This is a genomic window from Ewingella sp. C233 (assembly GCF_055407225.1).
Window position 1 is genome coordinate 259,020 of sequence record NZ_JBUZRI010000003.1, and the last position, 22,762, is coordinate 281,781.

Consider the following 22,762-nt stretch of genomic DNA (forward strand, 5'->3'; position numbering starts at 1 on the left):
AGCCCCCCCCATGCGCACACCCGTTCTTGCTTTTACCCTGCTTGCGACCACCTTGTTTTCAGCCGTTTCCCATGCCGGTGCCACGCTGGATCGTGTGACCAAAACCGGTGTGCTGCATAACGTCATTGTTAATGACTACCCGCCGTTTGGCTTTATCGATGACAACAACCAGCTGGCCGGTTTTGACGTTGACGTGGCGAAAGCCGTAGCACAGCGGATGGGCGTTAAGCTGGAGGTCACCGCGCCGGGCTGGGAAACCATTATCGGCGGCAACTGGCGCGGTCGCTGGGACACCTGTATCTGCTCGATGACCCCGAACGTTGAACGCGCCAAAGTGCTCGACTTCGTGACGCCGTACTACAGCTCTCCGGCGGTGCTGGTCGTGAACAAGAACGATGATCGCATCAAATCGGCCGCCGATCTCAGCAACAAAAAAGTCGGCATTGGTATTGGCTCAAGTTATGAAACCTATCTGCAAAAGACGTTGGTGATACCGGGTACCAAACCCATCGACTTCCCGTTTGACAACGTGCAGGCCATTCCGAGCGACGAAGAAGTCGCGTTCCAGAATCTGGCCCTCGGCCCCGGCGTGCGTCTTGATGCCATCGTCTCTGACTTAGCCACCGCCAATGCGCGCATCAAGCGCAATCCGGTGTTTAAAATTGTCACCGAGCTGTACGCAGAACCGAACTGGGTCGCCACCGATAAGGGTGATCCTGAGTGGGATAAGAAAGTCGCAGATACCATCAAATCTCTGCGCGATGACGGCACGTTAGCGAAAATATCTCAACACTGGTTAGGCGAAGACGTCACCAAAGAGGCGCCGTAACGGATGGCGCAGCTTCCTGAAGGCAAAACCATTACGCCGGGAACCCGCACCCCGCCGCCTGCTGAGACGGGCGTATTTACCAGCCCGCGGGCGTTTAAAATAAAAACCGCGCTGACCTGGCTGATTTTGCTCAGTATCGTGCTGAGTCTGTTCAGCAAGATGGGGCTGCAATGGGATCTTATTGAGCAGAAACTGCCGTTCCTGCTGGGTCTGCGTCTGTCGCCGGACGGTTTTATTCAGGGCGCGGCGCTGACCCTCCTGATCACCGCCTGTTCAATGTTTTTCTGCCTGTTACTCGGGCTTATCACCGCATTAGGCCGCATGTCAGACAACGCGCTGGCATTCGGCTGCGCCACGTTTTATGCCTCGCTGTTTCGCGGTACGCCGCTGCTGGTACAGGTGCTGATTATCTATCTGGCGCTACCGCAGGCGGGCATTGTGCTGGGTGCGCTGAGCTCGGGGATTATTGCACTGTCGCTCAATTACGGCGCTTATCTGGCAGAAACCATCCGCAGCGGCGTGCTGTCTGTTCCCCGTGGGCAGAAAGAGGCGGCGATGGCGCTGGGTCTCTCCTCATGGACGGTCGCGGTGCACGTTACCGCCCCGCAGGCGCTGCGCATCATCATTCCTCCCGCCGGTTCTATGTTTATTTCCATGCTGAAGGATTCGTCGCTGGTGTCGCTGATGGGCCTGTGGGAACTGAATTTTCTGGCACAATCTTACGGGCGCAGCACCTACCGTTATATGGAAATGCTGGCCACCGCCGCGGCGATATACTGGATTATGTCCATTGTGCTGGAGCTGTTCCAAAGCCGCCTCGAACGCCGCTTTGGTCAGGGCTATCGCCGTTAACCGCTTTCTGAAACTTTCAAAATAAGTCGCAGGTATGCCATGTCCTTTCCACAAGATTTCCGATTAATTTCATATTTATCGAAACTGGAACACGCGGTGCGCTTTCCGCTGTCGTCTTCCTATCCGGAATCGATGAACATCGATACGCTGTTTGAACTGGCCGGCGTTGAACACCGCCAGCCGTTTATGCAGGCGATGCTCGACTATCCGCCGCTGCGCGGAACGCCGGAGCTGCTGGAGGCGATTGCGGGGACTTACGATACTATCAGCAGCGGGCAAATCATCAGTTTCGCCGGTGCCGACGAAGCGATTTATGCCAGTTTTCACGCACTGCTGGACGCCGGCGATCACGCCGTAGTTATCACGCCAAATTATCAGTCGCTGGAAAGCGTACCGATGTCGCGCTGCGACGTCACCGGCGTGGCGCTGGAGGCTGAAAACGGCTGGGCGCTGGATGTCGGGAAAATCCGTGCGGCGCTGCGCCCCAACACCAAAGTGCTGGTGATTAATTTTCCGCACAACCCGACCGGCGCACTGCTAAGCCATCAGCAGCTGGATGAGCTGGTCACGTTATGCCGCGAACGCGGCGTGTGGATCTTCTCTGACGAAGTTTACCGGCTGACCGAATTCACCCCTGCCGACCGCCTGCCGCAGCTGGCTGATATTTACGAACGCGGTATCTCGCTGAATGTCACGTCGAAAGCCTACGGTTTGCCGGGTCTGCGCATCGGTTGGATTGCCTGTCAGGACAGCGCATGGCTGCTGAAGCTCGAACGTATGAAGCAGTATCTGTCGATCTGCAGCTCCATTCCCGGCGAGATGCTGACCACGCTGGCCCTGAATGCCCGCGCACCGATCCTCGAACGGGTAATGCGGCGCTCACGCCGCAATCTGCAACTGCTCACCGATTTTCTGGCGCGCTTCCCGCAAACCTTCGAACTGACCTTGCCGAAAGCCGGGGTGCTGGCCTTTGTCCGCTATAAAGGTGCGGAAGGGGCTGAAGCTTTTGCCACGCGGTTGGTCGAAGACACGGGCGTCATGGTGATCCCGTCCGTGGCCTACGCTTCGGAGCTAACGCCGGTTTCAGAAGCGTTTCTGCGCATCGGATTCGGGCGGGCCAATCTCGAAGAAGCGCTGGACGTATTCGGGCGCTGGCTGAACGAGCATTCATTCAAATAACACAATGCAAAAGCCCGCCAGAAATGGCGGGCCGTGATGAAGCGTTCAGACACAGGAGAACGTCACCCGAGAGCGGTTACTGGCTCATCGCGTCTTTTTTCATGGCATCTTTTGACATCGCGTCTTTGCTCATGCTGTCTTTCTTCATGTGGTCTTTCGACATTTTATCTTTCGACATACAGTCTTTACCCATCGCATCTTTGCCCATCTGATCTTTACCCATGCTGTCTTTTTTCATGCAGTCATGGGACATTTTGCCCATCGTGTCTTTAGACATGGAATCAGCCGCCTGAGTCACGCCAGCGAAACCCATCATTGCGGTAGAGAACATCATTACGGCCATCAGTTTTTTCATGGTATTTCCTTTATTTAAAGTAGGTTGCACAGGTGTGCTGGTAAAAATTGCATTGAGCTTATGGGGCGTTATTGTTGCAGCCCGATATCAGCTGCCGCCGAACCAGTTGTAACCTTGATCCTCCCAATACCCCCCGGTGTACTTATTGGTAATTTCAATCACTTCGATATGCTTTGGATTCTTGTAGCCGAGCTTGGTCGGCATACGCAGTTTCATCGGGAAACCGTATTTACGCGGCAGGATTTGCCCGTCGTAGGTCAGCGCCAACAGGGTTTGCGGATGTAACGCCGTCGCCATGTCGATGCTGGTGTAGTACTCGTCAGCGCATTTAAAGCTGACGTATTCTGCCGTGAGATCCGCACCAATTAGCCGCAGGAAATCACCGAACGGCACCCCACCCCACTTACCAATCGCGCTCCAGCCTTCGACACAAATATGACGGGTGACCTGACTGACCTGCGCCATCTGATAGAGCGTCGCCAGCGACCACTCGCGCTTATCCAGCGCCAGCCCGGCGATCTTCAGGCGGTAATCGTTGCCATTGACCTCAGGCGCCTCGTCTTCGGCGTAAAACGCGTTAAACGGAAATGGCCGGGTGATCATCGACTCGGCATACACCGGCGCCAGCCGGGTGGAGCCAAAAAGCCAGCCCTGTACGCGGTCGTTAAAGCCGGAGACTTTCACCAGCGCTTTTTCGACACTGTCGTTGTCGCTGATATCGCAGCCGGTGAGCATCGCCATGCCGCCAAGTGTCAGCCCCTGTTGCAAAAAGCGGCGGCGTGATGGTGCGTCGAGATGGCGGATAATCTGCTTCTGCGCCTCTTGCACGATGGCTTCACTGTCTGATGAACTGAAAATCTGACTGATGCTCTTTTTGATAATGTTCTTCATGGCTGTTCCTTAGCGTCCGCGCAGCATGGCCAGCAGGGTTTTCGGCACCAGCGCCACCATCACCAGATGCAGGGCAACAAACCCGACCAGCGAGGCCATGGCTAAAAAGTGCACATAGCGGGCGGTATCAAATCCCCCCAGCAGTTCACGCAGCAGCGGGAACTGCACCGATTTCCACACCACCAGCCCGGAGAGCACCAGAATGATGCCGTCGAACATGACGAAGACGTAGGCCGCACGCTGCACCATGTTGTAGTGGCGCAGATCGGCATGAGCCAGTTTGCCGCGCAGGGCAGCGCCTAAATCACGTAAAATGCCGCGCGGCGTCAGCGGCCAGAATTTACGTTTCATCCGCCCGGTGACGATATTCATCAGCAAATAAAACAGGCCGTTGAAACCAAACAGCCACATTCCTGCGAAGTGCCACTGGATGCCGCCACCCAGCCAGCCGCCAAGGGTCAGGCTGCGGGAGAAGCTAAAATCAAACAGCGGTGATGCGTTATAAATCTGCCAGCCGCTGGTCACCATGATCAGCACGGCCAGCGCATTCAGCCAGTGGGTCAATCGCAGCCACAGCGGATGGACAATCTCCGGTTTGGCTTTACTTTTTTGCGGTTCACTCTGCGTTGAGAAGTCTGTGTGTAACGTCATGGTGATGTTCCCTCCTCTGCCCTGTCGATGAAGCGAGTATTGAGCGGATTTGTTCCCCAAGACCTCACGCAAAGTTAAATAAAATGTGATAACTCTGGCGAAGGCGCTTGTGTAGACTGCAGGCAAGACCGCTGCCTCTCAATCAGAGGCAGGACGCGATGGAAAAACCGAATGGATAAGCCTAAAAAGATTTTGATCGTAGAAGATGACAGCAATATCGCCGAGCTGCTGAGCCTGCATCTGCGCGACGAAGGGTTTGAAATAACCCATGCCGGAGACGGTAATCTGGGCGTGGCGCAGCTGGAGAAAGGCGGCTGGGACGCACTGATCCTTGACCTCATGCTGCCGGGCATTGATGGTCTGGAGATTTGCCGTCGGGCGCGCAACATGACGCGCTACACACCGATCATCATCATCAGCGCACGTTCCAGTGAAGTGCACCGCGTACTTGGGCTGGAACTGGGGGCCGATGACTATCTGGCGAAACCGTTCTCAATGCTGGAACTGGTGGCGCGCGTTAAAGCGCTGTTTCGCCGTCAGGAAGCCATGAGCCGCAACATGAAAATGGATGCCGGTATCCTGAGTTCCGCCGGGCTGGTGATTGATCCTATCGCCCGCGAAGTGGTGCTGAATCAGCAGCCGGTTGATCTCACCCCGCGTGAATTCGACCTGCTCTATTTCTTCGCTAAAAATCCCGGCAAAGTCTTTTCGCGCCTCAGCCTGCTCAATCAGGTGTGGGGCTATCAGCACGAAGGCTATGAACATACGGTGAACACCCACATCAACCGGCTGCGCATCAAAATTGAAACCAATCCGGCCGAACCGGAACGTATTCTGACCGTATGGGGAATGGGCTATAAATTTATGTCGTCAGCGGAAGACGCTCAGGGGTAAATGATGAAAAAACTGACGCTTTCCCAACGGCTGACGCTGGTGTTTATTCTGCTGCTGGTCGCCTGTAGCCTGCTTTCCGGCTATATGCAGGTGCGCTCCAGCAACCAGTATAGCCAGGCGGTGATCCAACGGCTGTCGGCCAATCTGGCGACACAAATCGCGGCCAATAACCCGCTGCTGAGCCAGAACGGGCTGAACCCGGACGCCGTGAAAACCCTGTTCAATCAGCTGATGGCGGTGAATCCGAGCGTTGAAGTTTACCTGCTCGACAAGGACGGCAATATTGTTGGCAACGCCGCACCCGCTGGAAAATTACAGCGGGGGCGGGTGGATTTAGCCCCTGTGCAGGCGCTGCTTAGCGGGGCCAGAATGCCGGTCTACGGCGACAACCCGCGTGTACCGGATGCCCGGCAGGTGTTCAGCGCAGCGCCGCTGAAAGCCGATGGCGTGGTCAAAGGCTACGTGTACATCGTGCTGCTGGGTGATGACTACACGGCACTCGCCAGTAAGGCGCAATACCAGTCGGCGATTTATATGGCGCTGCGCTCAATGGGTATGGTGGTGCTGTTTGGCCTGCTGGCCGGGGCACTGGCATTCCGCTGGGTGACGCGCCCGGTGCGTAAGCTGACGGCGCAAATCGCCAACCTCGACAGCGGCGGCATGGAAGCAATCCAGGCGCTGGCGAAAAGCCCGGTGCCTGACGGTCAGCCGCGCGATGAAGTGGCCCAGTTGCAACAGGCGTTTGTTGGTATGGCCAAGCGTATCGATCAGCAGTGGCAAAGCCTGATGGCGCAGGACCAGCAGCGCCGCGAATTTATCGCCAATATTTCCCACGACCTGCGTACTCCGCTGACGTCGCTGCACGGTTATCTGGAAACGTTGTCGATGAAAGCCGACCACCTTAGCGCCGAAGACCGCCAGCGTTATCTCAGCATTGCGCTAGCCCAGAGCCGCAAGGTCGGCCGTCTGGCGCAGGAGCTGTTCGAACTGGCGCGGCTGGAGTATGGCGTGGTCAAACCGCAGAAAGAGCCATTCTCCCTGTGCGAACTGGTCAATGATGTCTTTCAGAAATTTGAGCTGGCCGCCGAAGCACGTCATCAGAAACTGACTGCCGAAATCACACCGGGGATCCCACTGATCAATGCTGATCTCGGTATGATTGAACGGGTGCTGACCAATCTGCTGGATAACGCCATCCGCCACACGCCGGAGGGAGGAAACATCAGCATCCGTCTGTGGAAAGAGAAGCAGCAGGTGATGGTGGAACTCAACGACAGCGGTCCAGGCGTGGCGCCGGAGTTGCGTGCCAATCTGTTTGTCCGCCCGTCTATCCTCAACACCAATAAACACCGCGCGGGCGGGCTGGGCTTGATGATAGTTCGGCGCATTCTGCAACTGCACGGCGGGGATATTCAGCTGCTGGATCAGCCTGGCAAAGGGGCTCGTTTCCAGTTTTCCGTCCCGATGTAAACTCGGGCCATAATGCCGTGGCAGCTCAGAAAATCACTGATCTGCCGCGGTTTCCCCTCACCGGCCCAGAACCCGTTTTTCCGTCAGAAAATCAATAAATACCCGCACCTTGGGCAGCATATGACGGCTGCTCGGCCAGACGACGGAGAATTTCCCGGCATCATCAAGATGGTCCACCAGCACGGCCACCAGCTCTCCCGTTTTCAACGCCCCGCGCACCAGAAACTCCGGGACGTACGCCAGCCCGACTCCTTGATGTACCGCCTGCAACAGCGCTTCGAGATTATTACTGCTCAGCGCCACCGGTAAATCCAGCGGCTGTTCGCTGCTGACCGCCCAGGGCTGAAACTGCCCGCTGCCCGGAAAACGATAACGCAGGCAGGCGTGACGCTCCAGATCGGTGGGCGTTTGCGGTGGCGGATTGCCGGAAAAATAGGCCGGGCTGCCGACAATGGCAAAATGAAAAGGCCCGAGCCGTCGCGACATCAGTTGCGACGTCGGCAGGTCACCGCTGCGCACCGCCACATCGATACCTTCGGCAATCAGGTCAACCATACGGTCGCTGAAATCCAACTCCAGTTCGACCTGCGGATAACTGCGCATAAACTCGGCCAGATGCGGTAACAACATGCGGTAACCAATGGCCGGCATACTGACCCGTAACTTGCCGCGCGGTTCGGCCGAGACTCGCGACAACTCCTGCTCGGCCTCTTCCATCTGCGCCACGATTTGTTGGCAACGTTCGAAAAACAGCTGGCCTTCATCCGTCAGACTGATGCGCCGCGTACTGCGGTTAAACAGCCGCACGCCGAGTCTCTCCTCGAGCCGGGCCACGCTTTTACCCACTGCCGAGGCGGAGATCCCCATGCGTTCGCCCGCGGCCGCAAAGCTGTGATGCTGGGCTGCCCGCACAAACGCCAGCATACCGTTCAGATTTTCCATGATGCGCCCCGTCCTGTTTTCATCTGCCATACGAGCCATTTTGTCCGCAATGTCTGGACTGTAAGCCTGTTTCGGCCAAATTGCAGACATTTTATCATCTCAGTCACTTTCCTGTTTTATGGACACGATCATGACTCAACCAAAACTTCACTCTGCGTCTCATGCGACAGGCCAGCTCAGCGTGCTGTTCACCATCTGCCTCGCGGGAATGATTATGCCGCTGAATTTTGTCAGCGGCGCTGTTGCCACTCCGGCTATCGCCCGTGAACTCGGCGGCAGTGCGCAGGCACTGAGCTGGATAACCAACGCCTTTATGCTCACGTTCGGCTGTTTCCTGATGGCCGCCGGGGCGCTGGCCGACGAGTTTGGCCGTAAAAAAGTCTTCATCTGCGGCGTAGCGGGTTTTGGTCTGCTTTCGCTGCTGCAAAGTTTCAGCACCAGCCTGCTGGCGATCGATTTACTGCGCGGGGCGCAGGGCATTCTGGCCGCCGCCGCGCTGGCAGGCGGCTCGGCGGCGCTGGCACAGGAGTTTGACGGCCCGGCACGCACCCGCGCGTTCAGCCTGCTCGGCACCAGTTTTGGCGTCGGGCTGGCGTTCGGCCCGTTTGTGGCGGGCTTACTGATCGCGCATTTCGGCTGGCGTTCGGTGTTTCTCTCCTCCACCGTGATTGCCCTGCTCTCTTTGCTGGCCGGTGTCTGGCGTATGCAGGAGTCACGTAATCCTGACGCGGCGGGCATCGACTGGCCGGGAACGCTGAGCTTCACCGCCATGCTGGCGCTGCTGACTTGGGCGCTGATGGATATTCCGCAGTATGGCCTGCAAAGCACGCAGGTTCTGGCCATGCTCAGCAGTGCGGCGCTGCTGCTGGCGCTGTTTATCGGTGTGGAACTGCGCGTGAAGCACCCGATGCTGGATTTGTCGCTGTTTCGCTTCCCGCGTTTTATTGGCGTGCAGGCTTTACCGCTGGCGACCGGTTTCTGTTTTGTGGTGCTGTTGGTGATTTTACCAATGCAGTTTATCGGCATTGCCGGGCTGAGTGAGCAACAGGCCGGGCTGATGATGATGGCGTTATCACTTCCGATGCTGGCCGTGCCGCTGATGGCCGCCTGGCTGACCCGCTGGGCAAGCGCAGGTCTGCTCTGTACCTCGGGTTTAGTGCTGGCGGCGCTGGGTTTGTGGTGGCTGAGCGTCGCGGTGGAGATGCAAAACCTTAACCAGATGATTTTGCCAATGCTGTTGATTGGCCTGGGTACGGGTCTGCCGTGGGGTTTGATGGACGGGCTGTCGGTCAGCGTAGTGCCTAAAGAGCGGGCGGGCATGGCGACCGGTATTTTCAGTACCACGCGCGTGGCGGGAGAAGGGATTTCACTGGCAACGGTGGGGGCGCTGCTGGCGGCCTTTATGCATGGCGGACTGGCAGCACATTTTTCCGGTGCGAACGTCGCACAGGCCAGCCAGCGTCTGGCCACCGGCGATTTACTTCAGACACGGCACCTGCTGCCCGACGCCAGTGTGAGCCAATTGCAGCAAATTTACGCCGCCTCGCTGCATCATCTGCTGCTGTGTCTGGTGGCGATCACGCTGGCGTCGGCGGTCGTCGTGCTGTTCGCGATGGCAGGCAAAGAAACGGTGCCGGGCACGGCGGCCGTTCAGAAAGATCTGTCGCCGTGATCGGCACTCAGTAACGGCAGAATACGGGCATAGGCTGCTTCAATCTGCGGCGGGATCTCCACCGCAGCGATAAAGCCTTTCCCGCGCGGTCCGTAACCTTGCGCAGCGTTGCGCAGGCGGGGAATTTCCCCCAGTAACAGCGAGGCAAAACGGGGCCACGACCACAAACTGGCATCCGTTTCCCGCTGATAAACCAGCCCGCCGTCGCGCTGCGCCAGCTGAGGGATAAACGTCGGCCAGTTGATAAACTGCACCTCCGGGCGGTCCTCCCACACTTTACGAAAACTGGCGTCGCTGCGCCGCTGCATCAGCGGATCTTGCGTCAGGACGATGCGCGCCGCCGGTGCGCCGGTCTGTTCCAGCATCCGCCGGGCCTGCGTTGCATTGTCGCCACAGTTGGTGGATTGTGTTTCAAGCAGCAGCTGTTCCGGCACGATAGCAAAAAACTGCACGGCGATATCATGCAGGATAGCCGCTTCGCTGCGCCCGGCGGTGGCGATCACGTGATAATCCGCATGACCTTTCACGGCCTGATACAGCAGATCGGTAGAGTGGCCGATGCCACCGGCAATCAGGATTTTCTCCACCGCGCCGCGTGAAAGCGCGGTAAAGGCCCGTTCGGCCACCGGCAAAATAGCGTTACCGAGCAGGATCAGCAACTGCGGCTCACTGCGCGCCATCTGATTGGGCGTCGCGCCACCGGTCTGGTCAAGCGCCAAAAACTCCGCCAATTGGTTGACATCTGCCAGCTGGCTGTCCGTTAACATCACCATTGGCGCTCCAGATCTTGTGCATAAAGTCTTATCGCCCGCTGATAACTTTGGATCTCTTTATCGGCGCTGGTATCGGCAATCACGTCCAGCAGTAAGGACATGGCGGCGTGGTGATCGGCCAGATTGTAGAGCGTCATCGCCAGAAAAACGCGTAGCTCAAGGGCGTCGGGAAAGGCTTCCATTCCGCGTTCGAAAATCTGTTTCGACTCTTCAAACTGCCCCAGCGTGCGGTACGTACTGCCCAGCCCCAGATAAGCCCCACGCAGATCATCCGGAGCTAAACCAAGATTAATCGCTGCCAGATAATAGGGAACCGCCTGAGACTCAAGGCCCATCGAGTCATGAATGCAGGCCGTTTCATATTGCACCTGCGCCTGTTGCGGATGCTGCGCGGCAAGGGAGATCCACTCCTCACGGGCCTGCTCGGTTTTCCCTGCCTGACGTAATTGTTGTAAAACGGTGTTCAGATCCATCTTTCACTCCTTGTGAACGCGGGCTAAATGATTAGAAACTTAACTCAAATGCCCACTCTGTTTAGGATTTAAATGCTGCAAAATTCTATTTTTAAGGTTTAAAAACCGTCAGTTTGCATTTATTGGAGTTATTGAGCCTTTTGCCAAAAGTGCTAAATACTTCTCCTTAAGTTAAATTTATTAACTTATATTTAACTATGTCTCAAAGTCGCATGATGCTGTTACTGAAAAGAAAACGGCATACCTAAAAGACTGAGACTGGCAATGTCCGTGATAATTCCCCCCAAAAACGGGAAACAGACAACGTCATCACTGCATGGCCTACGACCCTTTTTATCATTTAGCCTTTTTTAGAGTATGACCACCAGAGGATTTCCACATGCACCGTTGGTTGCATGAATAAACAGCCTTATACGTTGTCATTGGGAGTCATCATGGACGCAAAAAAACAATCCTTTCTCACCTTATTTTCCGCGGCTCTGCTGACACTTTCAGCAGGCGCTCACGCAGCAGGCACCCTGACCGGTCAGGTCGCCGTGCAGTTAACTATCAGCACCGGTTGTACTGTCGGTAACGGCACGGCCACCGGCGGCACCAACCAGTGGGGTACGCTGAACTTCGGTAACTATGCCGACTTAACCAGCGTGATCAACGGGACAGTATTTGGCGCCGATGGTACCAATGCGGTCACCATCGCGTGCAGCACCGGCCTTAGCCCAACGCTCTCCCTTAACGGCGGCCTGGCGCCCAGCGGTGCTACCCGCGCCATGACCTCCAGCGGCAACAGCATCCTTTACCGTCTCTATTCTAACGCCGCACGCACCTCGGAAATCGCCATCAATACCCCGGTGTCTTTAACGGCAAGCACGACGCCGCAAAACTTCCCGATTTATGGCCGCGTATTGCCTGCCGATCAGACCAATACCAGTCCCGCAGCCGGCACTTATAACGATACCGTTGTCGCCACGCTTGCCTGGTAGCACCTGAATATGTCAGGGCCGGTTACGGCCCTGGATTCACGATTATTCAGGAGGAAAGACCATGGACGCCAAGGTGCTGCTGCTTTTTTCAGCCCTCAGTATGCTGTTTGTTCTGACTGCGGTTCCCATCAGTCAGGCCGCCACGCTGGGGGTGACCGCAACCCTGCTGCCTGCCTGTACCGCAGGCACGACGACCTCCGGCAGTACCACCTTCGGTACGATCAATTTCGGTAATTACGCCTCCACCACCAGCGTGATTAATACCACCAGCGCCCAGCTGGCGGGATCAATTCGCGTCAACTGCGTCAACGGCCTGAGCTATAAAATTCTGATGGATGGCGGCAGCAGCGGCAGCGTAACCGCACGCAGTATGGCCAATACCACCAATGCCACGCTGAAAGTCCTTTATAACCTCTATACCAACGCGACTCGCACCACGGTCTGGGATAACACCACCGGCTTGAGCGACGTCGGTAACGGTGCCGATCAATGGCATACGGTGTATGCCCGTGTTCCGTCACAAACCACGCCGGCAGCCGGTGTTTATCAGGATACGGTGAACGTTACCGTCAGCTGGTAGTGGGGAGAGACATGATGCCTGAGCGGTGCCTGATAACTCTTCTTACCCTGCCGCTGCTGTTCTGCTCCGCAGTTAACGCGGGGACTACCACCGCGAATTTCACCGTCAGCGCCACCATCGTCAACGGCTGCGCTTTTGGCAGCTCAGTCACCAGCCCGACCACCAATCTCGGCACGATCAATTTTGGCTCGATAGCCTCTGTCCCGAGCAATCTCGACATGGTCAGCACTACCGGCGCGGGCAGCGTTGTGGTGACCTGCACCCCCGGCGCAACGCCGACGATCTCTATGGATTACGGCACACACGGCGGCAGCGCCACGCAGCGCTACATGGTTAACACCACGGCGGCTACGCAGACGCTGGCCTATCAGCTTTATCAGGATTCAGCGCGCAGCAAAGTATGGGGAAACGGCGCGCTGGCGATGATGGTCAGCAGTTTTCCGGCCACCACACAGACCTATCCGGTTTATGCACGCTTATTTGCAGTGACCTCTTTACCGTCAGCGGGAACCTATACCGACACGGTCACTGTCACATTAACTTATTGAATCATCAGGATATGAACTATGTATCAGACTTTTATGCGCACGGTTTTACGTCTGCTTTTCCTCGGTCTGTTATTCAGCGCTGTGCCGGGCTGGGCCGCCAGTTCGGTGCTGGTCTGGCCGGTGTACCAGATTATCGAGTCAGACCAGAACGGTTCGGCCCTCTGGCTGGAAAACCGCGGGGCTGCGCCGGTGTCCTTGCAGGTGCGGGTACTGGCCTGGAAGCAACAGGATTTTAACGAACGCTATGCTGACCAGAACGACGTGGTCGCCAGCCCGCCGTTCGCCACCGTACTCCCCGGCCAGCGTCAGTTAATCCGCCTGATCCGCAATACGCCGGTGCCCGCTCACACGGAAAAAGCCTTCCGCATCATCATCGATGAGATCCCTTCACCGCTGACTGCGCCGCCTCAAGGGCAGGATAAAGCCGTGGTCGGCCTGCAGTTGCAGATGCGTTATCTGCTGCCGCTGTTTCTCGATGGCGAGGGAGTCTGGACCAGCGATCGCACCGACATTAAACGCGATAGCACAACGGCCACCAAACCAGTCCTGCACTGGAGCATCGACAGCGCGGGCGGTAAGTCCTTCCTGAGAGTGCGTAATTCCGGCGTGGTGCACGCCCGCCTGAGCAACGTGTTCTGGTCCAATACCGGTGATACCAAAAAAGGCGTGAAGACAATGATTACGGGCTTTATGGGTTATGTCCTGCCGGGACAGGAGATGCGTTGGCCGGTTCCGGCTGGTGTGCTGCCGGGCAGCCAGCTCAATGCGCAAATTGCTGATAACACTCAACCGATTGTGATCCCCCGCGGCGAATAAAGGCAGGAGCCGCAGCGCATGCAAACCCGACGTTGTACCCCGAGGAGGCGCATTCTTCTTCGAACCCGCGCCAGGGGATATCAGGGGCTGATTTATGCGGGAAGTCTGAGCCTGCTGGCGGTGCCGTGGCTTACGCAGGGCGCGGAGTATGGCGCACTGCCGGATGCACCACGTGCCGCACCGGTGGTGACCGACGCGACCTTGTATTTGTCGATTGTCGTGAACGGCCAGAGTGATAATCAGGTCGTGCCAGTGGTGTATCGCAATAATGCCTACTGGGTCGAAGCCGGGGTGCTGGCGAAAAATCATGTGCACCTCAACGGCCAGCAGCAAGGGCTGGTTAACATCGCCACCTTGCCGCAGGTCAAGGCTGACTATGTCGCCGCCACCCAGCAGTTGATCTTACAGGTGCCGGATGACTGGCTGCCAAAACAGAATGTCAGCAGTGATAATCTGCTGGGGTATACCCCGGCGCAGAGCAGCACCGGCCTGTTGTTCAACTATGACTCTTACTATTCTGACCCGCACGACGGGCAGCGTTCACTCGCGACCTGGATGGAACAACGCCTGTTCAGCAGCGTTGGGATTCTGACCAACACCGGCACCTGGCGATACAATATGGAGAGTACACCGGGTGATGGCGACAGTACCTCGCAGGACGGCTATATCCGCTATGACACTTTCTGGCGCTACACCGATGAAAAAAATCTGGTCAGCTATCAGATGGGGGATTTTGTCAGTAACTCCCTGACCTGGAGCAATTCGGCGCGCATGGGCGGTTTACGCATCAGCCGTAATTTCGGCGTGCGCCCTGATCTGGTGACCTACCCGTTGCTGCAATACAGCGGCACGGCGGCAGTGCCGACCACAGTGGATCTGTTCCTCAACGGCTATAAGGCCAGCAGCAATAACCTGAATTCCGGGCCGTTCACTCTCACCAATGTGCCTTACATCAACGGTGCCGGTGAGGCAACGGTGGTCACTACCGACGCCCTCGGGCGGCAGGTTTCCACCAGCGTGCCGTTTTACGTCTCCAACACCCTGCTGCGACAAGGCCTGACCGACTTTGACCTGTCGCTCGGCGCGGTGCGGCAAAATTATGGCGTCAACAGTGCCGACTACTCTGACGCAGCGTTCAGCGGCATTTACCGCTACGGCATCACCCATTACCTGACGCTTTCCAGCCACGGCGAGGCGACGCAGGGGATGGCGCTCGGCGGTATCGGCGCGGATATCGCCGTCGGTCACTGGGGCACTTTCAGCGTGTCGGGCAGCCAGAGCCAGGCCAACCATGCGCCGATGACCAGCGGCGAGTTTGATACCAATGGCAACAATAATAACAACATCAATAATTTCCCCAATAACCCGACCAGCGGTCTGCCTGATAACAACAATCAGAATGGCCATCAACCGGACAACGACAGCGATACTCAGGACAAAAATGGCAGCCAGTACACGGTGGGTTACTCCTATTATTCCAACCGTTTCAGCCTTTCGGCGCTGCGTTCGTCACGCACGCCGGGCTATCAGGATTTAACCTCCTATACCAGCGACACCCGCCTCAGCCGGCGAGCCGATCAGGTGACCTTCAGCACCTCGCCTTTTGGTACCTCAAACGGCACCGTCGGCATCGGCTATTACGATGTCGAAGCCTATGACCAGAGCCATACCCGGCTGGTGAATCTCTCTTACAGCCGTTCGTTGTGGGGCCAGAGCAGTATGTTTTTATCGCTCAATAAGACGCTCAGCGAAAATGGCTATAGCGCGCAGCTGCAATTCATCATTCCGCTGGACGGAGGCGTCAGCGTCAACGCCGGCGTACAACGCAACAGCGCCGGAAATTATCAGGAGCAGATTAGTGCCAGCAAAACCACGCCAACCGACGGCGGGCTGGGCTGGAATCTGGCTTACACCGGCGGCAGTGACCCATATCAGCAGGCCGATGCCACCTGGAAATCGCGTTACACCACGATTCAGGGCGGGGTTTACGGGCAGACCGGCGAGTACACCAACTGGGCCGATCTCAGCGGATCAGTGGTGTTCATGGCGAATGACTTTTTCCTGTCGGACAAGATTAACGATGCCTTCATCGTGGTCGATACCGGCAACTACGCCGGGGTGCCTGTCATGTATGAGAATCAGAAACTCGGCAAAACCGATAAAAACGGCCATCTGCTGATCGCCAACGTCAGCTCTTATTATCCGGCCAAAGTGGACATCGACACCCTGCCGCTGCCCGCCGACGTTGTGGCAAACCGGGTGTCGGAGAGCGTGTCCGTACGCGAAGGGAGCGGCATAGTGGTGGATTTCCCGGTCAAAAAAGTGCTCTCCGCCAGCATCCGGCTCAACGATATCCACGGCCAGCCGCTGAAACTCGGCACGCTGGTCACTGAACAGAACAGCCAGCAAACCACGGTCGCGGGCTACGACGGGCTGGTGTACTTCACCAATCTGCAACCTCACAACATGTTGAGTATCCGTCAGGAGGACAATTCGGTATGCCGGATTGGCTTTGACCTGAACAGCACTCATCACAGCATTGAGCAGGTCGGTCCGCTGGTTTGTCAGCCGCACGCGGCGTCAGGAGAGAGGAAATGAGACTGTTAAACATGGTATTACGCGGATTGATCGCTCTGTGGCTGTTTTGGGCGGGGATACAGGGCGCACAGGCGGCCTGTACCAGTACTTCAGGGACCGGAAGTTTTGGGTCGGTGACGTCGTTTGTCGTCGCCAGTACGCCCCAGCAGGTCACTGCCACCAGTGGCTTTACCTGCACCGGCGGCTTACTGACCTTAGCTGCTACCAACACTATCACCGCAAAGATTGCCTCTACGTCTAACGCCTCCGGCACGACGGCGCAGATGTTTAATGCCACCAACAGTGAATATCTGCCTTATATCATCTGTAAAGACAGCGGCTGCGGCACGCCGGTCAACGTCGGGGCCACCACCACCTGGACTTCGACCACATTGCTCGGCCTGCTCGGCCTGTTCAACTCCAGCGACGGCAGTTTGCCGCTGTACCTGAAAACGACAGCGGGAGCCAACCTGAAGGCCGGTCTTTATACCGATAACATTACGATTAACTGGACCTACCATATTTGCTTTGTCGGTGCGCTGGGTCTGTGTGTGTACACCGACGGAACAGCAACGACCGTGATTGCCGTCAGCCTGACGGTAAGCAACTTTTGTTATATCGACAGCGCGCCAGACGTCAATTTTGGCTCAGCCGCCTTTCCGAGCGGTTTTGCGTCCGTGACCTCAAACTCGCTAAGCATTCGCTGCACTCTCGGCGCCACTTACGGCGTTAACCTGAAGAGTAGTAATGACAGCAGCGGGCAGTTCCGGCAGATGTCTTCCACCAATAATAGTGTGACCAGTTATTTGCAATATCAGATTTTTAAGGGAGATGCGTCGCTGTGGACGGTGTCGAACGACACATCGATGACGGGGAGCGGCGCATCACAATTGATTGGTTACACCGCGACGGTCAACGCCAGTCAGGCCAATCCACCAGCCGGAATCTACAGCGATACGGTGCTGGTGACTGTGACGTATTGATCAGGAGGCTAAGTCAGGAGGGAAAACCGACCGGTGCGGCGCAGTCAGCGAAAACTGTCGCACCGGGGTAGACGCGCAAATTACAGCGCTTTGAGGATCTTCATCGTGTCATCAACATCAATCTCATCTTCGGAGAAGATGAACGTGGTGTTTTGGAAGGTCGTGACCGCCAGCTTTTTCAGCGTGCGCGTCTCCGCTTGCTTCTCTTCTTCTTCCTTCGGACGGATGCGGTTCATCAGCAAGCCAACCGACAGCACGGCATTCTCTTTGTTGATCTGAGATTCCGCAGGCACTTCTTCGCTGTAAGCGAGGAAAGACTTGATGCTGGTGATTTTGATGCGCTCACCGGCAATGAAAATGTAGCGGCTCTCTGGCTCGACTTTTACGGCAAACGCCGACAGGCCTTTATTGTTGGTGGTCGGCTCGAAAGTCACCACGGCGTCTTTCTTGATAAGCTCTGGGTTGGCGACTTTAATCACGTGGAAATAACGGTTATCGCCGTTTTCATCTTTGATAAAACCGAAACCTTTATCTTCAAACCAGGTTGTGATTGTCCCGTTCATCGCTATTACCACCTAATTAATCGTTCAACATGTCAAATTTTGCAGCGCGCAGTTTAAAGCAGTTCGCGCCCAAAGTCCTGTGCTTTACCGCAGATCAGGTCAGACTGCCCGCCTTTCTGAACGTCAGATTGAAACGGTACTGTCCCGTCAGCGGATGTTCGCCCGCTTTGAGTGGCAAAATACCGTGATAGCGCAGCCGCGACGGGCCGCCCCACACCACGATATCGCCATGGGTAAGCGTGACCCGCTGGGTAGCATCACTGCGTTCCATGCCGCCAAACTGGAATACCGCCGCAAGCCCGAGCGAAACCGAGACAATCGGCGCGCCGAAATCGTGCTCGTCTTTGTCCTGATGCAGCGACATTTTTGCCCCCGGTTGGTAGCGGTTAATCAGGCACGCATCCGGCTGAAAACCGGCAAAACCGGCCTGTTCGGCAGCGTCTGTCGCGAGGGCGTAAAACAGCGCAGGCATTGCGGGCCACGGCTGTTGATTTTCAGGCGAGGTGGCCTGATAGCGATACCCCTGACGGTCCGTCACCCAGCCGACATCCCCGCAGTTGGTCATGGCAACCGACATTGCATAACCGCCCGGCGTAGCGCGGTACTGGAACGGCACCAGACCGGCGATACGGTCAATCTCCGCCAGCAGCGCCGAGTCATCTTTCAGCGCCCCGCCGCGCAGCACCACCGCACCGGGAGCCAGCTCCTCACGCCAGTGAGGATGAAAGTCAGGGTGATCGAAAAGATCCAAATTCATGTCCACCTCCTGAAGGCGTTATCCTTTAAGTATAACAGCACAATTAAGGGTAGCGGCGTGACAAGCCTTTCAGCTAAGGTTTGCTCAGCGCATTCAACTGAGTTTTTATCAAGGAGGCATCATGAGCCGCGAAATCAACAAAGACACCCAACTGTGTATGTCACTGTCGGGGCGTCCCGGCAACTTCGGCACCCGTTTCCACAACTATTTGTATCAGGCGTTGGATCTGAATTTCATCTACAAAGCCTTCTCCACCAAAGATATCGAAGCGGCCGTGAAAGGTGTGCGCGCGTTGGGTATCCGCGGCTGCGCGGTCTCGATGCCGTTCAAAGAGGTCTGCATTCCGTTCCTCGATGAGCTCGACCCTTCCGCCACCGCCATCCAGTCGGTCAACACCATCGTGAACGACGATGGCGTACTGCGGGCCTATAACACCGACTACATAGCCGTGGCAAAACTGCTGGACCAGTATCAGGTGCCGCGTGAGTCTGTATTCGCCCTTCGCGGCAGCGGCGGTATGGGTAAAGCCGTGGTCGCTGCCATTCGTGATGCTGGCTTCAAAAAGGGTTATATCATTGCCCGTAATGAGCAAACAGGGCGTGCGCTGGCCGCGGAATACGGCTACGAGTGGAGAAGTGAAGTGGGCGATTTAGCCGTGGATATGCTGGTGAACGTTACCCCTATCGGTATGGCCGGTGGCGCGGAAGCGGAGACACTGGCTTTCGAACCGGCGGTCATTGACCGTGCCTCCGTCGTGTTTGACGTTGTGGCATCTGCGGGAGAAACCCCGCTGATTCGCTATGGCATCAAACAGAACAAACAAGTGATCACCGGCTATGAAGTGGCAGCACTGCAGGCGGTTGAACAGTTCGTGTTGTATACGGGCCAGCGCCCTTCGGATGAACTGATCACGCAAGCGGCCGCCCACGCGAGCGCCTGATACGCAACGTGACGCCAATAAAAACGGCCCGGATTTTCATCGCGGGCCGTTTTTATTAGAATCCGATGAAACAATACCCCCAATAATTCGAGTTGCAGGAAGACGGCAAGTTTGTGAGTCCACCAGAGCATAGATAACTATGTGACCAGGGCGAACAAGCGCACCAACGTATCTGCAGCTTGAAGTATGACGAGTATTTACTGAGAAGCCGCGCCGGTTTGTTCTGCACCGACTAATCCGACTTTCAGATAACCCGCTTTACGCAGGGTATCCATCACACTCATCAGCGTTTCATAATCGACCGACTTGTCTGCCTGGAAGAAAATGGTGCTCTGCTTGTTGCCCTGCGTGCGCTGGTCAAGCTGTGAGGTCAGGTCATCGCGGTTAACGACGCTGTCGCCCAGATAGAGTTGCTTGTCGGCTTTCACCGTCAGGAACACTGGTTTCTCCGGGCGCGGCTGCGGTTTGGCGGTCGAAGCGGGTAAGTCTACCCGCACATCAACGGTCGCCAGCGGCGCGGCCACCATGAAGATGATCAGCAACACCAGCATCACGTCGATAAAAGGGGTGACGTTGATGTCATGCATTTCACCGCTTTCGTCGAGATCGTCGTTTAAACGTATGGCCATGATTGATTACCCTACACGCAGCTGGCGGTCTGCCTGCGGACGCGGCGTTTCACCTGCGCTGGCAGCTAAATCCAGATCACGCCCCTGTAACAGTAAAATTTGCGCTGCCACATCACCCACCTGATGGCGGTAAGAGGCGATGGTACGGGCGAAGATGTTGTAAATAACAACCGCCGGGATCGCAGCAACCAGGCCCACGGCGGTCGCCAGCAACGCTTCGGCGATACCCGGTGCGACAACGGCCAGGTTAGTCGTTTGTGTCTGCGCAATACCGATGAAGCTGTTCATGATGCCCCAGACCGTGCCGAACAAACCGACGAACGGAGAGATAGCACCGATGGTGGCGAGAATACCATTGCCACGGCCCATATGGCGACCGGCGGCACTGACGCGGCGCTCCAGGCGGAAACCGGTACGATCTTTGATACCACCGTTGTCGGTAGAACCGGCTGACAATTCGAGTTCATTGCGTGCATCACGCAGCATCTGACTGCTGATGCTGTTGGCGTCAAAGCTTTCGGCCTGCTCGGTGGCTTCGTCAAGCGTGCGGACAGTTTCCAGCGCGGCGAACTCACGGCGCAGGCGACGTTTGCCGCTCCACACTTCGGCCCCTTTGCTAAACAGCAATGTCCAGGTAACGACGGAGGCCAGCAGCAGGCCAATCATTACGGTTTTCACCACCACGTCAGCGTGGTGGTACATACCGAGGACGGAGAGATCTTTAGGGATCACCGGTAAGGCTGCGGTTTCTTCAACAGGCGCAGCAGAAGTACTGACCGGCGTCACTGCCGCTGGAGTGTCGTTGGTGCTGGCTGCGGGTTGAGCGGTTTGCGTAACAGCTTCAGCTGCTGGCGAAGACGGAGCCGCGATTGCGTTGCCGCCGAGACCTGCCACCAAAACTAATGACATCAAAATTGACGCCATCTCTTTCATCTTATTGCGAGCCGTTTTCACGCGTCGCCTCCAGCCAGAATCAATGTGTACGGGGGTTTAATAGCGCCAAATCATATCAAACAAAAAGCTCGAATTGATAGTGGTTCTCATTATTATTTACATTATCCCTGCTGCCATCGCCCCTGTCATTGACCGGAAACAAGCTTTTTCCGTTTTACATGCAAATCCCACAACCCTACACAGTTCACATTTTTAGAAAAAAATGACACGCAAATCAATCATCTGACAGCCATTAGTAACATTAAAACAATGTTTTAAATATTAAGTAATATCATTTCAAAACTGTTTACAGTTTGTGATAATGCGCAAATAACCCGCACTCCTGATCGGGTATGTTGCTGAGGAAGGCACAGACCGGACACCGGCAGCCTTTGACCATGTCACTCATTTCCCCTGTTTTTCTATTTTCTTTAATGACTGTTTTCCTTAACAACGACGTACCCTGGAGACAAACTGATGAAAATGCAGCAAGCACTTCTCAGCCTTTGCCTGAGTTCCGCGACCCTTCTGTTCAGCCACAGCCTGCTGGCGCAGACCATAAAAGCCGCCGATGTTCATCCGCAGGGTTACCCGAACGTGGTGGCCGTGCAGCACATGGGTGAAAAACTGAAACAACAAACTGACGGCAGGCTGGAGATAAAAACCTTCCCCGGCGGCGTACTGGGGGATGAAAAGCAGGAGATAGAGCAGGCGCAGATCGGTGCGCTGGATATCATCCGCGTGTCGATGACGCCGGTAGCGTCAATTCTGCCAGAGATCAACGTCTTCACCCTGCCCTACGTCTTTCGTGACGAAGACCATATGCATAAGGTGCTCGACGGCAGTATTGGCAAGGAGATTGGCGACAAGATCACCCATGATCCGAAATCCCGTCTGGTCTTCCTCGGCTGGATGGACGGCGGTACCCGCAACCTGATCACCAAACAGCCCGTGGTGAAACCGGACGATTTAAAAGGAATGAAAATCCGCGTACAGGGCAGCCCGATTGCGCTGGCGACGCTTAAAGCCATGGGAGCCAATCCGGTGGCAATGGGCGTCAGTGAAGTGTTCAGCGGAATGCAAACCGGCGTCATTGATGGCACGGAAAACAACCCGCCAACCTTCGTCGCCCATAACTACCTGCCGGTGGTGAAAAACTACACCTACAGCCGCCACTTCATCATCCCTGAGCTGTTCCTCTATTCAAAAGTGAAATGGGACAAGCTGTCAAAAGACGATCAGCAACTGATGCTGAAACTGGCGAAAGAGGCACAGGACGAGCAGCGTGAGCTGTGGAAAACCTACAACGATACCTCTCTTGCCACCATGAAAGCGGGCGGCGTGAAGTTTTACGAGATTGACCGCGAAGTCTATTTCAAAGCCACCCAACCGGTACGCGATGAGTTCGGTAAAGGTCATGAAGACCTGATGCAGCAAATTGCCGACGTTCAATAACCTGATGTCAGGCGGCCTTT

General features: G+C 56.2%; 24 protein-coding genes. 14 read left to right on the forward strand and 10 right to left on the reverse strand.

The window, feature by feature from the left end:
- Positions 1 to 10 precede the first annotated feature (10 nt).
- Genes ACZRKO_RS16425 through ACZRKO_RS16435 form a run of 3 tightly spaced genes read left to right on the forward strand, consistent with a single transcriptional unit; the run spans position 11 to position 2,860 of the window.
- A complete protein-coding gene (locus ACZRKO_RS16425; protein WP_463738321.1) occupies positions 11 to 829 on the forward strand; it encodes a transporter substrate-binding domain-containing protein in 819 nt (272 codons plus the stop codon).
- 3 nt (positions 830 to 832) lie between these two features.
- On the forward strand, positions 833 to 1,681 hold the full coding sequence (locus ACZRKO_RS16430) for an amino acid ABC transporter permease (protein ID WP_463738322.1): 849 nt from the start codon (positions 833 to 835) through the stop codon (positions 1,679 to 1,681).
- A gap of 39 nt (positions 1,682 to 1,720) precedes the next feature.
- Entirely contained in the window at positions 1,721 to 2,860 is a 1,140-nt protein-coding gene (locus ACZRKO_RS16435; protein WP_463738323.1) for an aminotransferase class I/II-fold pyridoxal phosphate-dependent enzyme, read from the forward strand.
- A gap of 76 nt (positions 2,861 to 2,936) precedes the next feature.
- On the opposite strand, the gene ACZRKO_RS16440 is transcribed toward ACZRKO_RS16435, so the two are convergent.
- From ACZRKO_RS16440 to ACZRKO_RS16450, 3 genes are all read right to left on the reverse strand, one after another.
- Positions 2,937 to 3,215: a pentapeptide MXKDX repeat protein gene (locus tag ACZRKO_RS16440; RefSeq protein WP_463738324.1), complete on the reverse strand. Its 279-nt coding sequence runs from the start codon at positions 3,213 to 3,215 to the stop codon at positions 2,937 to 2,939.
- Positions 3,216 to 3,302: 87 nt separating this feature from the next.
- The gene (locus ACZRKO_RS16445; protein WP_463738325.1) at positions 3,303 to 4,106 is read right to left on the reverse strand and encodes a molybdopterin-dependent oxidoreductase; all 804 of its coding nucleotides are present in this window, start codon (positions 4,104 to 4,106) and stop codon (positions 3,303 to 3,305) included.
- A gap of 9 nt (positions 4,107 to 4,115) precedes the next feature.
- Complete coding sequence (locus tag ACZRKO_RS16450) at positions 4,116 to 4,757, reverse strand: cytochrome b/b6 domain-containing protein (protein WP_463738326.1); 642 nt, start codon at positions 4,755 to 4,757, stop codon at positions 4,116 to 4,118.
- 171 nt (positions 4,758 to 4,928) lie between these two features.
- Here ACZRKO_RS16450 and ACZRKO_RS16455 point away from each other — a divergent pair, with 171 nt between their 5' ends.
- On the forward strand, positions 4,929 to 5,651 hold the full coding sequence (locus ACZRKO_RS16455; protein WP_463738327.1) for a response regulator transcription factor: 723 nt from the start codon (positions 4,929 to 4,931) through the stop codon (positions 5,649 to 5,651).
- 3 nt (positions 5,652 to 5,654) lie between these two features.
- Complete coding sequence (locus ACZRKO_RS16460) at positions 5,655 to 7,121, forward strand: sensor histidine kinase (RefSeq protein ID WP_463738519.1); 1,467 nt, start codon at positions 5,655 to 5,657, stop codon at positions 7,119 to 7,121.
- Positions 7,122 to 7,178: 57 nt separating this feature from the next.
- Here the strand turns inward: ACZRKO_RS16460 and ACZRKO_RS16465 are convergent, their stop codons facing one another.
- Complete coding sequence (locus tag ACZRKO_RS16465) at positions 7,179 to 8,063, reverse strand: LysR family transcriptional regulator (protein ID WP_463738328.1); 885 nt, start codon at positions 8,061 to 8,063, stop codon at positions 7,179 to 7,181.
- Between the two features lie 130 nt (positions 8,064 to 8,193).
- Between ACZRKO_RS16465 and ACZRKO_RS16470 the strand changes: the two genes are divergently transcribed.
- The gene (locus ACZRKO_RS16470; protein ID WP_463738329.1) at positions 8,194 to 9,735 is read left to right on the forward strand and encodes an MFS transporter; all 1,542 of its coding nucleotides are present in this window, start codon (positions 8,194 to 8,196) and stop codon (positions 9,733 to 9,735) included.
- On the opposite strand, the gene ACZRKO_RS16475 is transcribed toward ACZRKO_RS16470, so the two are convergent.
- Together ACZRKO_RS16475 and ACZRKO_RS16480 are read right to left on the reverse strand one after the other, a co-directional pair.
- A complete protein-coding gene (locus ACZRKO_RS16475; RefSeq protein WP_463738330.1) occupies positions 9,714 to 10,508 on the reverse strand; it encodes a YdcF family protein in 795 nt (264 codons plus the stop codon). The two genes, ACZRKO_RS16470 and ACZRKO_RS16475, sit on opposite strands and share 22 nt — an antisense overlap.
- The gene (locus ACZRKO_RS16480; protein WP_463738331.1) at positions 10,502 to 10,981 is read right to left on the reverse strand and encodes a tetratricopeptide repeat protein; all 480 of its coding nucleotides are present in this window, start codon (positions 10,979 to 10,981) and stop codon (positions 10,502 to 10,504) included. Before ACZRKO_RS16480 ends, ACZRKO_RS16475 begins: the two co-directional genes overlap by 7 nt.
- Before the next feature lie 434 nt (positions 10,982 to 11,415).
- Between ACZRKO_RS16480 and ACZRKO_RS16485 the strand changes: the two genes are divergently transcribed.
- The 6 genes from ACZRKO_RS16485 (at position 11,416) to ACZRKO_RS16510 (ending at position 17,465) form a co-directional block, all read left to right on the forward strand.
- A complete protein-coding gene (locus ACZRKO_RS16485; RefSeq protein ID WP_463738332.1) occupies positions 11,416 to 11,961 on the forward strand; it encodes a Csu type fimbrial protein in 546 nt (181 codons plus the stop codon).
- Positions 11,962 to 12,022: 61 nt separating this feature from the next.
- Positions 12,023 to 12,541 (forward strand): Csu type fimbrial protein, encoded by a 519-nt coding sequence (locus ACZRKO_RS16490; protein ID WP_463738333.1) that lies wholly within the window; start codon positions 12,023 to 12,025, stop codon positions 12,539 to 12,541.
- 14 nt (positions 12,542 to 12,555) lie between these two features.
- Complete coding sequence (locus tag ACZRKO_RS16495) at positions 12,556 to 13,089, forward strand: Csu type fimbrial protein (protein ID WP_463738520.1); 534 nt, start codon at positions 12,556 to 12,558, stop codon at positions 13,087 to 13,089.
- An 18-nt stretch (positions 13,090 to 13,107) separates the two neighbouring features.
- A complete protein-coding gene (locus ACZRKO_RS16500) occupies positions 13,108 to 13,905 on the forward strand; it encodes a fimbrial biogenesis chaperone (RefSeq protein ID WP_463738334.1) in 798 nt (265 codons plus the stop codon).
- An 18-nt stretch (positions 13,906 to 13,923) separates the two neighbouring features.
- Positions 13,924 to 16,503, forward strand: coding sequence for a fimbria/pilus outer membrane usher protein (locus ACZRKO_RS16505; RefSeq protein ID WP_463738335.1), 2,580 nt, complete (start codon positions 13,924 to 13,926; stop codon positions 16,501 to 16,503).
- Complete coding sequence (locus tag ACZRKO_RS16510) at positions 16,500 to 17,465, forward strand: Csu type fimbrial protein (RefSeq protein ID WP_463738336.1); 966 nt, start codon at positions 16,500 to 16,502, stop codon at positions 17,463 to 17,465. Before ACZRKO_RS16505 ends, ACZRKO_RS16510 begins: the two co-directional genes overlap by 4 nt.
- An 80-nt stretch (positions 17,466 to 17,545) precedes the next feature.
- On the opposite strand, the gene ACZRKO_RS16515 is transcribed toward ACZRKO_RS16510, so the two are convergent.
- A complete protein-coding gene (locus ACZRKO_RS16515) occupies positions 17,546 to 18,034 on the reverse strand; it encodes a cold-shock protein (protein WP_463738521.1) in 489 nt (162 codons plus the stop codon).
- Between the two features lie 88 nt (positions 18,035 to 18,122).
- Positions 18,123 to 18,785 (reverse strand): DNA oxidative demethylase AlkB, encoded by a 663-nt coding sequence (alkB, locus tag ACZRKO_RS16520; protein ID WP_463738337.1) that lies wholly within the window; start codon positions 18,783 to 18,785, stop codon positions 18,123 to 18,125.
- A 121-nt stretch (positions 18,786 to 18,906) separates the two neighbouring features.
- Here alkB and ACZRKO_RS16525 point away from each other — a divergent pair, with 121 nt between their 5' ends.
- Positions 18,907 to 19,725 (forward strand): shikimate 5-dehydrogenase, encoded by an 819-nt coding sequence (locus ACZRKO_RS16525; RefSeq protein ID WP_463738338.1) that lies wholly within the window; start codon positions 18,907 to 18,909, stop codon positions 19,723 to 19,725.
- 197 nt (positions 19,726 to 19,922) lie between these two features.
- On the opposite strand, the gene exbD is transcribed toward ACZRKO_RS16525, so the two are convergent.
- Both exbD and exbB read right to left on the reverse strand, forming a co-directional pair.
- Positions 19,923 to 20,354, reverse strand: a complete 432-nt coding sequence (gene exbD, locus ACZRKO_RS16530; RefSeq protein ID WP_463738339.1) for a TonB system transport protein ExbD — start codon at positions 20,352 to 20,354, stop codon at positions 19,923 to 19,925.
- 6 nt (positions 20,355 to 20,360) lie between these two features.
- Positions 20,361 to 21,287, reverse strand: coding sequence for a tol-pal system-associated acyl-CoA thioesterase (gene exbB, locus ACZRKO_RS16535; RefSeq protein ID WP_463738522.1), 927 nt, complete (start codon positions 21,285 to 21,287; stop codon positions 20,361 to 20,363).
- Between the two features lie 477 nt (positions 21,288 to 21,764).
- On the opposite strand from exbB, the gene ACZRKO_RS16540 reads away from it, so the two are divergent.
- Positions 21,765 to 22,742 (forward strand): TRAP transporter substrate-binding protein, encoded by a 978-nt coding sequence (locus ACZRKO_RS16540; protein WP_463738340.1) that lies wholly within the window; start codon positions 21,765 to 21,767, stop codon positions 22,740 to 22,742.
- The last annotated feature ends 20 nt before the right edge of the window (positions 22,743 to 22,762 follow it).